Annotated in this window: 11 protein-coding genes; 1 reads left to right on the plus strand and 10 read right to left on the minus strand. The window is 38.4% G+C overall.

The window, feature by feature from the left end; genetic code table 11:
* Position 1: 1 nt before the first annotated feature.
* The 10 genes from fsa to NE668_RS07885 form a co-directional block, all read right to left on the minus strand.
* Positions 2-646 carry a fructose-6-phosphate aldolase gene (gene fsa, locus NE668_RS07840; protein WP_227037927.1) on the minus strand — a complete coding sequence of 215 codons (645 nt, stop codon included), beginning with the start codon at positions 644-646 and terminating at the stop codon, positions 2-4.
* A gap of 13 nt (positions 647-659) precedes the next feature.
* The gene (gene serS, locus NE668_RS07845) at positions 660-1940 is read right to left on the minus strand and encodes a serine--tRNA ligase (protein ID WP_227037926.1); all 1281 of its coding nucleotides are present in this window, start codon (positions 1938-1940) and stop codon (positions 660-662) included.
* Positions 1941-2065: 125 nt separating this feature from the next.
* Positions 2066-3019, minus strand: a complete 954-nt coding sequence (locus NE668_RS07850) for a cation diffusion facilitator family transporter (protein ID WP_227037925.1) — start codon at positions 3017-3019, stop codon at positions 2066-2068.
* A gap of 242 nt (positions 3020-3261) precedes the next feature.
* Positions 3262-4542, minus strand: a complete 1281-nt coding sequence (gene guaD, locus NE668_RS07855; RefSeq protein ID WP_004698462.1) for a guanine deaminase — start codon at positions 4540-4542, stop codon at positions 3262-3264.
* Positions 4543-4643: 101 nt separating this feature from the next.
* The gene (locus NE668_RS07860; protein ID WP_004695433.1) at positions 4644-5987 is read right to left on the minus strand and encodes an NCS2 family permease; all 1344 of its coding nucleotides are present in this window, start codon (positions 5985-5987) and stop codon (positions 4644-4646) included.
* 589 nt (positions 5988-6576) lie between these two features.
* Positions 6577-8094, minus strand: coding sequence for a lysine--tRNA ligase (gene lysS, locus NE668_RS07865; RefSeq protein ID WP_227037924.1), 1518 nt, complete (start codon positions 8092-8094; stop codon positions 6577-6579).
* A gap of 29 nt (positions 8095-8123) precedes the next feature.
* A complete protein-coding gene (greA, locus tag NE668_RS07870; protein WP_227037923.1) occupies positions 8124-8597 on the minus strand; it encodes a transcription elongation factor GreA in 474 nt (157 codons plus the stop codon).
* A gap of 123 nt (positions 8598-8720) precedes the next feature.
* Positions 8721-9707, minus strand: coding sequence for a tRNA dihydrouridine synthase DusB (dusB, locus tag NE668_RS07875; RefSeq protein ID WP_008603473.1), 987 nt, complete (start codon positions 9705-9707; stop codon positions 8721-8723).
* A gap of 94 nt (positions 9708-9801) precedes the next feature.
* A complete protein-coding gene (locus NE668_RS07880; RefSeq protein ID WP_227037922.1) occupies positions 9802-10569 on the minus strand; it encodes a type III pantothenate kinase in 768 nt (255 codons plus the stop codon).
* A 9-nt stretch (positions 10570-10578) separates the two neighbouring features.
* Positions 10579-11553: a biotin--[acetyl-CoA-carboxylase] ligase gene (locus tag NE668_RS07885; protein ID WP_008715815.1), complete on the minus strand. Its 975-nt coding sequence runs from the start codon at positions 11551-11553 to the stop codon at positions 10579-10581.
* Positions 11554-11724: 171 nt separating this feature from the next.
* On the opposite strand from NE668_RS07885, the gene NE668_RS07890 reads away from it, so the two are divergent.
* On the plus strand, positions 11725-13068 hold the full coding sequence (locus NE668_RS07890) for a threonine/serine exporter family protein (RefSeq protein ID WP_004695419.1): 1344 nt from the start codon (positions 11725-11727) through the stop codon (positions 13066-13068).
* Positions 13069-13117: the final 49 nt, after the last annotated feature.

Below are 13117 nucleotides of genomic sequence, written 5' to 3' on the forward strand. Positions count from 1 at the left end.
CTTATTGATTAGCTTGTTTCCAATCTTCCATAAATTTTGCAAGTCCTGCATCAGTCAACGGATGTTTCATAGCTTGCATGAGTACTTTAAATGGAACAGTTGCAATATGAGCACCTGCTTTAGCACATTGAATAATATGTAGCGGAGTTCTCACACTTGCAGCAATAATTTCAGTTTCAATTTCATGAATAGCGAAAATATCTGCAATATCTTGAATCAATGTAAGACCATCCATGCTGATATCATCAATACGACCCACAAATGGACTCACATAACTTGCACCTGCACGAGCAGCTAATAAGGCTTGGTTTGCAGAAAAAATCAAAGTCACATTCGTTTTAATGCCTTCTTTGCTCAAAATAGCAACGGCTTTAAGGCCTTCTGGAGTCATAGGAACTTTAATAACCACATTAGAGCCTAATTTCACAAGGTCATGTGCTTCCGCCACCATGCCTTCTACATCAGAGGAAATGACCTCTGCGCTAACAGGTCCATCAACAAGGTTTGCAATTTCAGAAATAACTTGTTTCAAATCGCGTTTAGCTTTCACGATAAGCGATGGGTTCGTAGTTACGCCATCAATAAAACCAAAGTCATAGGCCTCTTTAATCTCATCAAATTCTGCTGTATCAATAAAGAATCTCATAAAATGCCCCCTCTTATTTAGCCGGTGAAATCACTTCAACGCCACCCATGTATGGCACGAGAACTTTTGGAATTACAACGGACCCATCGGCTTGTTGATAGTTTTCCAAGATAGCAGCTACTGTACGCCCTACTGCAAGGCCAGATCCATTTAATGTATGAACGAATTCCGGTTTACCCTTAGGTCCACGACGGAATTTAATATTAGCACGACGAGCTTGGAAATCAGTCATATTAGAGCAAGAAGAAATTTCTCTATACTTGCCTTGTGCAGGCATCCACACCTCTACATCATAGGTTTTAGCAGAACCAAAGCCCATATCACCTGTGCACAGAGTGATAACACGGAACGGTAATTCTAATAAGCGCAATACTTCTTCTGCATTATCTGTTAATGTTTCTAATTCTTTGAAAGAATCTTCTGGTTTAGCTAATTTAACCATTTCAACTTTGTTAAATTGATGTTGTCGAATAAGGCCACGAGTATCACGCCCCGCGGAACCCGCTTCAGCACGGAAACATGCGGTGAATGCAGTATAGTATTTAGGCAATTCCTCTTCGCTCAAAATTTCACCACCGTGATAATTAGTCAATGTAACCTCAGCAGTTGGAATCAAGAAATATTCCGTTCCCTCTACATGGTACATATCTTCAGCAAATTTAGGCAATTGCCCAGTGCCCGTCAAAGTTTCACGCGTTACCATATATGGAGTCATCATTTCAGTATAGCCATGTTTATCTACATGAAGATCCACCATGAAGTTGATAAGAGCCCGTTCCAAACGAGCCCCTAACCCCTTATACACAGTAAAGCGAGCACCGCTCATTTTGCCTGCACGGTTGAAATCAAGGATATCGAGGTTTTCACCTAAATCCCAATGAGCCTGTACATCAAAATCAAATTGACGTGGTTCACCCCATTTGCGTTGCTCCACATTTTCATCTTCATCGGCACCTACAGGAACAGATGCATCACACATATTTGGCAACATCAATGCCGCATCGCGCAATTTTGTTTCTACTTCGCGAATACGGTTATCAAGCTCAGCAATCTCATCACCTACTTTTTTCATTTCTGCGATTTTTTCATCAGCATTTTCTTTGTTGCGTTTTAATTTGCTAATTTCTTCTGTTACAGAATTGCGAAGTGCTTTTAATTCTTCTACTTGGCCGATCAATTGACGACGTTCATCATAAGCGGATACAAAGGTTTTCAGATCGCCTTTTGTATGACGATTATCTAAATTTTGTTGCACTAAATCAATATTTTCACGGACAAATTTTAAATCTAACATACTATAAACCTCATTTTCCAACTATGTTACGCACAATATATTCAATACGTTTAAGTATACCATATATTGGTGTATTTATCATTAAATTATGTGCTATATACTAGACTTCTCATCAATATTTTATATTATTCATCCTCTTCTTCATCTAGCAAATAATCTTTTGCCATCCATTTACGCGTGCCTGTAAAAGAAATGGTCACCCATTTTTCCGTTGGGTTACCGCCGATTTCTTGGTCAATTTCATTGCGAATAGCATCAATTTCAGCAATGGTTTGATATGGAAAACTTTTAGGAACTAAAATATCAATTTCAATGATTCGAGTATTGCCGTATACTTGCACGCTCGTCACATAATCTTTAAAATTATACTTTTCCATAAAGCGATCCATAATTTCTTGCACTTCATTATGCAATGAAGTCGGTGCCCATCCCAATATTTGTTTCATGGATGGCACAATGATACGAAATGCAGAGGGTATCATCTGTACCGCTAAAATAATTAATACAATAGGGTCAATATAGGTAGCCCATCTAGCATATTCAGTACCTTCTAGCATAGTAGCTACAACGAAACTAATCAAGATAGCCGCTTCTAACAAAGCATCGACATACCAGCTTACATTATCAAATTTAATCAAGTTAGACTGTAAACTTTTATTAATACGACGTACATAAAGATAGTAAGCAGTATCTGCAACAGTAAAGAATATAGCATAGAAAATAGCTGGTCCGAAGTCTACGTGACGTCCACCAGATAAAAGATCTGTAATCCCACTAGATAAGGCATAAATTACTATGAGAAGAATAAAAAAGCCCTCCACGGCGAGCACCAGAGGTTCAAATTGCCAAAAACCGAATTGGAATCGCTTACTCGTTTCTCTAGCAACTAACTTAGCTGTCATAAGCATCATAATCTTAATAACAACATCAACGAAGGAAAATACCCCATCTAACAACACTGCACTAGATCCTGTCACAATCCCCATTACAGTACCGCTCACCGCAACTAGCGCCATCAAAGCAACAGATTGCATTAGTAGCTTTTGTTCAATAGAGCGTCTTGCTCCTAATATATCCATTAAGACCCCCACTTTCTTAATTTGTACATTTTTTTATTATACACCAAGTGAATTGATGAGCAAAATCGCCCTGTTCAATAATATAAACAGGAAGCCTATAAAACCTACCATAAACCATAATCAAAAGTTTATCTAACACCTCGGTCAGTTTCTGAAAGAGGCACCAAAAAGCAGCTAGTTTGAAGGGTATACAAACTAGCTGCTTTAAATATATCAGTATTTTTTTCTGTAAGATATAAACTTTACCCTTTTGGACTCGGAACTACGCGACCAGCTACATAGCGTTCAATAATATGACGATCATCCCCTACATATAGCCAGCGCTCTAAACGCTCTTCCAAAGAACGTTCATTTAGGTCGAATAGGGACGTATCATCGATAATAAGGGCATCTAATTCATAGCCTTTTTCAAAGCTTCCAACGTGGCCAAAAAATTGTCCACCACCCTTGGTAGCCATATAGAAGGCTTCACTCAAGGTAAGAGGTGCATAGTTTGGGTCTACTTCAGCCCATTTCATTTTCGATAGACCAATAGCTTCAGTAAGGACCTTTGCCATCGATACAATATGTCCACCAGAAATATCGGAGCCTAAACCAATTGGTATATTCCGCTCAATCAGCTTACGAATCGGTGCAATTCCGCTAGAAAGATTTACATTCGAATATGGACAATGAGATACCATGGTCTGCGTTTCAGCCATGCGATCCATTTCTACGTCACTCAAATGAATGCAATGGGCCATTACAGTTGGCACGGTACCCATCAAATGATGTTCATAGTACACATCTGTATAGTTTGACGACTCAGGATGTAATGATGCGACCCAATCAATTTCGCCGTGATTTTCCGACAAATGAGATTGAACAGGAACATCGTATTCTTTCGTTAATTTAGCAAGTCCTGTCATGAGTTCACTCGTACAAGATGGTACAAAGCGCGGTGTAATAATAGGTTTAACTAAAGGTCCAAATTGAGCTGATGCATCTAACCATACTTTAGTATCAGCTAATGATTGATTCGTTTCTTCAATCAAAAATTCCGGACTATTACGGTCCATGTTTACCTTGCCCACATAAGCTGACAATCCTGCTTTTTGTAAAAGCTCCATCAACACCAATGTACTGTCTTTATGGATTGTGCCAAACAAAATACTTCTCGTCGTACCATTGCGCCATAAATCGTGAACAAAGGCACCATATACTAGACGAGCATAGTCAGGATCAATAAATTTTGCCTCTTCAGGAAATGTATAAGTTTCAAGCCATGGTAACAGTTCCTTATCCATACCAAGTCCACGATTACAATATTGTGGTGCATGCGCATGAGTATCCACAAAACCAGGAATAATGAGATTATCACCGTAATCAACAACATCATACTCTGTATAAACTGTAGGAATACTTTCACCACAATGAACAACCACCCCATCTACAGCAATAACATAACCCTGTTGAATAGATACAAGTGCTGATGGATTCGGTGTATATAATATATTTCCTTTTAAAATAATCGTTGAATTCATATAACCTCCTCGCGTGATTAGAGCCCTAAAGTACTGCGCCCATATACTACGCTAGATTTTCGTTTAATAGACTATGCTATATGATTCATAGTATATGCTATTTAAATAGCAAAGTGAATGATGAACGCCACAGTCATGATGTACATAATAGGATGAATTTCATGATGACGACCTGTGGCCAATTTAATTAATGTATAAGAAATAAAACCAAAGGATAAACCTTGAGCAATACTAAATGTTAATGGCATAAGAAGAATTGTTAAGAACGCAGGCAATGCTTCCGTGAAATCAGTAAAATCAATATGCGTTACCTCACTCATCATAAATACGCCAATAGTAATCAGTACAGGTGCAGTCGCTTGTACCGGTACCAATAAGAACAATGGTGCAAAGAATAAAGATACCAAGTATAAAAGGCCAGTTACTACTGCCGTAAGACCTGTGCGACCACCATCAGCAACGGCTGCCGCACTTTCAATATAAGAAGTAACTGTAGAGGTACCTACAACGGCACCTGCTGCGGCACCAATAGACGTACATAGCAAGGCACGATTCAAACCTTCAAATTTCCCTTCTTCATTTACTAAGTTTGCTTTTCTCGTTACACCAATCAATGTACCGATATTATCGAACATATCCACAATAGTAATGGAGAAGATAATGGAGAAAAAGCCATACCCAATAGCACTCATTACATCAAGTTGACCAAATGTGTCTACTGGAAATGGTGGTACCAAGTTAAAGATATCCGAACTAGATATAGGAACCTTAGTCAAACCTAACACCATAGCCAAAATCGTAGTGAAGGCCATACCAATTAACAATCCACCCTTAACCTGCTTAGCTAATAAAATACTTGTAATAAACAAGCCTAACAATGTTAATAGTACTGCAGGATCTTTCATGTTCCCAAGGGTTACAAATGTAGCATTATCAGAAATAATTATATGAGCATTTTTAAAGCCAATGAAGGCAACGAATAAACCAATACCTACGCCAATAGAGGTTTTCAGCACTTGTGGAATACCATCTACTATTTTATTAAGAACTTTAGTAACTGTTAAAATAACAAAAACTGTACCGGAAATAAAAACGGCACCTAATGCAGTTTGCCAACTAAGGCCCATAGCACCACAAATGGTATACGAGAAAAATGCACTTAGGCCAAGTCCAGGTGCTACGATAACTGGAACATTAGCAACAAAACCTATTAGCATTGTCGCAAAGGCAGTTGTTAAAATTACAGCCGCTACAGCACTACCATGAGGCATTCCTGATACAGATAATAGATTGGGTATTACTGCCAGAATGTATACTGATGCAATAAACATTGTAATACCCGCAAAAATCTCAGTCTTTACTGATGTTCCATGTTTGGTTAACTTGAAAAACCGATCAAGACAACCATTGGCTTGATTACCTCTTTCATAATCCATTGAACTCATCGCACTTACCTCCTAAACTTTTAGAAATATAAATTTAGTTAAATAAAAAACGGCTACAAGAGCATCATAAATAAGCTCTTGTAGCCGTAAATCTCGGTTCACGCTAGAGAGACTTGACCCATCCCGTCAAGGTTATACAAGGTATGTAGTAGTTCTATACAGTTAATCTATATCATCACATTCAGATTCGATAAAGCAAAGATAAATAAGAAAAACTTTATATGCATGAATTTATATCATATATATTATGTAAATACCACATCTCACACTTAGTATAAAATTATTTTTATACACTGTCAATAACAATTGATGAATAATCATAAACTATTTTTTATCCTAGAAATTATTTTCTATAGACTTTATATCGTTAATTTTGTTATATACTTATAGACTGCTACAGGAGCTCAACATATTAACCACTCCATTAATCCATCGTATAAAATTACATATAGCATTCATGTTTCAATACATATTTAAAGGCAGTATCGTAGTAACAGGTTTAAAATGATTTTTATATGATACTAACTATTTCATAAATATATAAAAAGCTCCCTACTCAAAGAATAGGGAGCCTTAATAGTGTCGATTATTATTCTGCTTCTTCAGCTTCAAAATGCTTAGGAGCTTCTGGTTTCATCAACGGGAACAATAATACATCTCGAATAGATGCAGAGTCTGTTAAGAACATAACAAGACGGTCGATACCAACACCAAGACCAGCTGTTGGAGGCAAGCCGTACTCAAGAGCAGTAACGAAATCCTCATCCATTCGATGAGCTTCATCGTCACCCGCTTCGCGTTCTTTCAATTGATCCAAGAAACGTTGTTTTTGGTCGATTGGATCATTTAACTCGGAGAAGCCATTTGCCAATTCACGACCATAGATGAAAGCTTCAAAACGTTCTGTAGCCAATGGATTTTCACGACTTGCTTTAGCAAGTGGAGAAATCTCTTTAGGATGACCATATACGATAGTTGGCTGAATCAAGTTTTCTTCTACATAATCTTCGAAGCAAAGATTTAAGATTTTACCAATACCATCATTTTCTGTGTATTCTACATTTAAGCGATCAGCAATAGCACGAGCTTCTTCTATAGTTGTGACTGCATCAAAATCTTCACCAGTGTATTTTTTTACACCTTCAGCCATTGTGATACGATTCCAAGGAGGAGTCAAATTAATTTCTGTACCTTGGTATGTAATTTCTTGTGTACCAAGTACTTCTTGAGCACAGTAGGACACAAGATTTTCTGTTAAGCGAATCGCATCCTCTACATCGCCATAAGCTTGGTACGATTCGATAGTAGTAAATTCTGGATTATGACGATTATCGATACCTTCGTTACGGAAGCAACGGTTCATTTCGAACACGCGGTCCATACCACCAACGATTAAACGTTTGAGATACAATTCTGGTGCAATACGCATGTAAATATCGATATCAAGCGCATTATGGTGAGTGATAAATGGACGTGCAGCAGCCCCACCAGGGATAGCATGCATCATCGGTGTTTCCACTTCCATGAAGCCATCACGCATCATGTATTCGCGAATCTTAGCAACGATTTGAGAGCGTTTTACAAATGTATCACGCACTTCAGGATTTACAATCAAATCAACATAACGTTGACGGTAACGAAGTTCTGTATCCTTTAATCCATGCCATTTTTCTGGTAGTGGACGTAAAGACTTAGATAACAATGTTAATTTGTTAACTTTAATGGTAACTTCACCGGTATGCGTTTTAAATACGTGACCTTCTACGCCGATGATATCACCGATATCAAGCATTTTAACGTATTTATAAGCTTCTTCGCCCAATACATCTTTACGGAAGTATACTTGAATATCACCAGATTTATCACGAATATTCGCAAATGCCGTTTTACCATGGGAACGGATTGTCATCAAACGACCTGCAATAACTACAGGCTGGCCATCATATTTCAAGAAGAAGTCTTCTTTAATATCTTTTGCGTAATCTTTTACGACAAAACGTTGTCCAAATGGGTAAATACCATCAGCTTGATATTCGGCTAATTTATCGCGGCGAATTTGCATTTGCTCATTCAGCTCTTCTTGTATATTTTTAATTTCTTCACTCATGTTATCGCCTCTTTGTCGGTAATTGTAAATTATTCGATTGCTAACACTTTGAATGTTACAGGACCATCTGGTGTGGAAACCTCTACTTCATCGCCCTTACGTTTACCCAAAATAGCTTTACCTACAGGAGATTCATTAGAGATACGATTGTTAAATGGATCCGCTTCAGAGGAACCAACGATAACATATTCCAATTCATCGTTGTACATAGTGTCAAGTACAGTAACTTTACTACCTACAGATACAACGTCACCTTTTACAGATTCATCGATGATCTTCGCAGTGTTAATCTTATTCTCTAACTCTACAATATGACCTTCAATAAAAGCTTGTTCATTTTTTGCATCATCATATTCAGAGTTTTCACTGATATCGCCATATTCAATAGCAGTTTTAATACGTTCTGATACTTCAATACGGCGTACAGATTTATAGTACGCTAATTCTTCTTCTAACTTCTTTAAACCTTCGGCGGTGAGTAATGTTTCTTTTACGTCTGCCATGGGTACCCCACTCTTTCTACATATAAATAATAAGAAAAAGTGTCATAATAAGATGACACCTTATCTCTTGTTTCTAAATTATCTCAATCATTATATAAAAATACTATTTATTTGTCAATCTGACTACCCTTCGGACAGTATTTTGCGATATGATTCTAGCTCATTGTGAAAGCTCGTTACAGTATGAATTGTATTCACTCGATTGCGCCAATATGCAGATTCCGGAAGTCCCTTCATATACCAGCCCGCATGAGTGCGTATCTCCTTAACGGCCATACTTTCACCCTTGTATTGGCATAACAAGTCAAAATGCTTTAATAACATATCTAGACGCTCTATATCGGTCGGTGCAGGTAACACTTCACCAGTAGCTAGATAGTGGTGAATGCGATCAAAGATCCAAGGGTTCCCTTGTGCCCCACGACCTATCATTACAGCGTCACAGCCTGTTTCATCAAGCATTTGCTTAGCATCTTCAGGCTCCACAATATCACCATTGCCAAGTACAGGTACAGATACCGCTTCTTTCACAGCCTTAATATAAGACCAGTCCGCATGTCCACTATACATTTGCTCCTTTGTACGACCATGTACAGCAATAGCAGCCACACCTGTAGACTCAATGCGCTTTGCAAAATCCACGACATTGATAGAGTCACTATCCCAACCAATACGCATTTTTACAGTAACCGGTACATCAACAGCCTCAACAGCGGCTTCTGCAACACGAGCCGCTAGATCAGGATTTTTCATAAGTGCCGAACCATCGCCAGAGGTAACTACCTTTTTTACAGGACAGCCCATGTTTATATCTACAATATCGGCGCCCGCATCGGCCACAACCTTAGCCCCCAAAGCGATTGCTTCTGGATTAGAGCCAAAAATTTGCATGGATACAGGACGTTCTGCCTCTTCAATGCGCAATAATTCATGAGTACGTTCATTCTTATATTTAATACCCATAGCACTGACCATTTCGGTACATACCAAGGCTGCACCATGTTTTTTAGCCAGTAGTCGATACGCAATATCGCTAACCCCTGCCATAGGCGCTAATATGGCTTGACCATCAATTTTGACAGCCCCAATTTGCCACTGTTTATTATTCATATAATTCTATTTCCCTTAATAAAAAAGGTACAGCATAAGCTGTACCCAAATGTACACTACTTCGTTACATATACGTAACTATATTATAGTAGCATTATTTATTTCTTTCGTAAATAAGGCGTAAGCCTTCTAATGTAAGCATAGGTTCTACATGGTCAATGCAGTCTGTAGCACTGCTAATAAGCTGTGCCAAACCACCTGTAGCAACTACAGTTACATGATTTCCCATTTCCACTTTCATACGAGACACGAGGCCTTCTACTTGACCTACATAACCGTAGAACATACCAGATTGCATAGAGGACACCGTATTTCGACAAATGACTTGCCCCGGGTCTCTCACATCGATACGAGGTAATTTGGCCGCCCGTTGGAATAAAGCCTCTGCAGAAATTGTTACCCCTGGAGTAATAACCCCGCCCATATAATCGCCATTACCTTGTACCGCACAATAAGTTGTAGCCGTACCAAAATCGATGATAATTAAATCGCCCTTATAAAGCTCATGTGCTGCTACAGCATTTACAATACGGTCAGCCCCTACTTCACGAGGATTATCATACTTAATAGCGATGCCAGTTTTAGTACCTGGACCTACAATAAGAGGATTTACATTAAAGTAGCGCAAACACACGCGCTCTAATGTAGGCATTAATGGTGGTACAACCGAGGAAATAATGATAGCATTAATATCTTTTACATCAACCTTACGGTCGTGAAAGAATAAGTTCATCATCAGCATGCCATATTCATCGGTGGTACGGACCCGATCTGTGGAAATACGCCAGTGACCCACAAGTTCTGTCTTGTCGTATACACCGAGAACAATATTGGTGTTTCCCACATCAATTACTAATAACATTAATGCCTCCTATTTACGCGGACGAATTGATACGTCCCCTGCCACAATACGTTTAATTGTCCCATCTGAGATTCTTACTAATAAATTACCATCTTCATCAATATCTGTAGCCACCCCTTCATAGGTATTGCCAGGAGCACGCACTTCAATTTCTTCACCGAGAGTAACAGATAATTGCCGCCATTCATTAAGGGTTTCGTCAAAGCCACTATCGAGCACTTCATAATATTGATGTTCTAATTCTTCTAATATAAGTCTAAATGCTTCTGTGCGCTCAATATCAATATCTTCCATCGCAAGGGATGTAGCAATTAATTTTAACTCTTCTGGTAGTTCTTCTTGTTTTGTTTTTACGTTGACCCCAATGCCCATTACAATATGAGAAATTTCTTCCATAGAACCAGACATTTCTGTCAAAATACCTACTAGCTTACGACCATTCACAAGAATATCATTAGGCCACTTTATCCCCGCATCAGTGAGCCCCATCTTATGAAAGGCCTTTGTTAAAGCCACTGCAGCCATCAAAGTACATTTTGGAGCCTCTACAGGTGGAAAATCAGGGCGTAAAATCAAGCTAAACCACAAGCCTTTGCCAAATGGAGAATACCAACCGCGAGATAAACGCCCACGACCAGCAGCCTGTTCCTCAGTAACCACAACCGTACCTTCTTCTGCACCTTGTTGAGCTAAACGACGAGCTTCTAAGTTCGTAGACTCCGTGGTATCCATATAAACATATCGTTTACCAAATACATCTGTTTTTAAGATTTGTTTCATTGCCAAGGGGCTCAACAAATCAGGTTCTTCCAATAATCGATACCCTCTCTTGGTATAAGATTCAATTTTGTAGCCTTTTTGACGTAACGCCTTGATATGTTTCCAAATAGCTGTGCGCGAAACATGGCAGGCTTCGGACATATCTTGTCCCGATACGAAACTACCTTGGTTTTGTCTCAAGAATTCTAGCACTTCATCACGCATAGTTTAGAGCCCCTTTCTTTGTCAACCTAGGTTTACAATTCGATTGTACAAGTGTACCTTGTAAAATGCAAGGATTATTTAAAATAATTAATGTTATAATGTATATAGTATAAAGGTATACATAAAAAAATAGATAACAATAATGCTATCTATTATCCTTCGGAGAGATATATGAAACAGTTTACATTAGAAGAAAAAAATCAAGTTTTAGAGAACCCTTTTATTCATATTCATCGAAAACTGGATGTACTACTCAATATAGGGAAGTTACTAATGGAATGTGGGGCAAATACAAATCGAATCATTGAGGAAATGCTAAAAGCCGCAACATTTATGGGAATTCCTCATGATTACTTAAATATCCATATTTCATATACCACTATTATGGTCAATCTATTACACAAAGAACGATCCATAACTGTATTTAGAAAAACACCAGTTCACATTCCGAATATGGCTATGATCAATGCCGTATCAAAGCTCACATGGCGCGCCTTTGAGCGACATTACTCACTAACGACCTATGAACGACTAATTGCCAAACTGGATACAACTATACCAACGTATCCAAACTGGATAAAAGGACTAGCTTGTGCACTAGGTTCAGCAGGTCTTGCATACCTTTACAGTGGCGATATCATCGCATTCATCGTTACTATCATATGTTCTAGTATTGGTTATTTTACGCGTACCCTATCAGGCAGATTAGGGCTTAATGAATATGTAGGAATCGCATTAGGCGGATTTGGTGCCATGATATCGGCTTACGCTTTTTATAGTCATGTAAATAATGAATCCTTACTATATGTACTCGTTTGCTGCACCTTGTTTATGATTCCTGGGGTGCCATTGATCAATTGTGTCATCGATATTATTAATAATCATATTTTATCGGGTATGACACGCGCTATTAGAACACTACTCATCGTGGGTAGCATGACTTTAGGTATGGCCATGGCACTCTACTTTAGTCCTGCACCAGCATTTAATTTCGTTGATATTAAACCTCATGTTATTTCCATAGAGCAAGTTATCGGTTCTTTTACAGCTGCAGCCGCTTTTGCGGTACTTTTTAATGCTCCTGTCAGGCTATTAGTATCCATTGGTATTGGTGGCGTACTATGTGTATGTATTCGCAATATACTATCCGTAGAATTAGGATTTTCTACACCAGGTGCTACCTTTATTGGTGCTGCCATTATGAGTATTATTTTTGTAAAAGTTTCTACTTGGTTAAAAACATCTAGCACTATCATTATCGTACCGTCTGCCATCGCATTAATGCCCGGTATACTGTACTACCGATTTCTCTTCGATATGTTACACATCAATGCATTAAATGATGCTAGTCTAATCCTTATGATACAAAATGGTGTAACTGGCACATTTACAACTATAGCTATAGCAATCGGTGTAGCTATACCAAATGTTTTGGCACAAAAATATTTGCAAAAACTAAAAGAACAACGCATGACAGAACTTCTTGCCACACGTCATATAAACGATGGACAGTAAAAAAGAGCTAGCCTTCTAAAAAGGCTAGCTCTTTTTCATTTGGACGAAA

Origin of the sequence: Veillonella parvula (assembly GCF_024461875.1) — a bacterium.
Classification (GTDB): Bacteria; Bacillota; Negativicutes; order Veillonellales; family Veillonellaceae; genus Veillonella; species Veillonella parvula_I.

Excerpts from the sequence above, each read along its gene's own strand:
- NE668_RS07850 (WP_227037925.1), bottom strand. The coding sequence starts at position 3,019 with ATGGATATATTAGGAGCAAGACGCTCTATTGAACAAAAGCTACTAATG.
- NE668_RS07890 (WP_004695419.1), top strand. The coding sequence starts at position 11,725 with ATGAAACAGTTTACATTAGAAGAAAAAAATCAAGTTTTAGAGAACCCT.
- NE668_RS07880 (WP_227037922.1), bottom strand. The coding sequence starts at position 10,569 with ATGTTATTAGTAATTGATGTGGGAAACACCAATATTGTTCTCGGTGTA.
- greA (WP_227037923.1), bottom strand. The coding sequence starts at position 8,597 with ATGGCAGACGTAAAAGAAACATTACTCACCGCCGAAGGTTTAAAGAAG.
- guaD (WP_004698462.1), bottom strand. The coding sequence starts at position 4,542 with ATGAATTCAACGATTATTTTAAAAGGAAATATATTATATACACCGAAT.
- serS (WP_227037926.1), bottom strand. The coding sequence starts at position 1,940 with ATGTTAGATTTAAAATTTGTCCGTGAAAATATTGATTTAGTGCAACAA.
- fsa (WP_227037927.1), bottom strand. The coding sequence starts at position 646 with ATGAGATTCTTTATTGATACAGCAGAATTTGATGAGATTAAAGAGGCC.
- NE668_RS07885 (WP_008715815.1), bottom strand. The coding sequence starts at position 11,553 with ATGCGTGATGAAGTGCTAGAATTCTTGAGACAAAACCAAGGTAGTTTC.
- lysS (WP_227037924.1), bottom strand. The coding sequence starts at position 8,094 with ATGAGTGAAGAAATTAAAAATATACAAGAAGAGCTGAATGAGCAAATG.
- NE668_RS07860 (WP_004695433.1), bottom strand. The coding sequence starts at position 5,987 with ATGAGTTCAATGGATTATGAAAGAGGTAATCAAGCCAATGGTTGTCTT.
- dusB (WP_008603473.1), bottom strand. The coding sequence starts at position 9,707 with ATGAATAATAAACAGTGGCAAATTGGGGCTGTCAAAATTGATGGTCAA.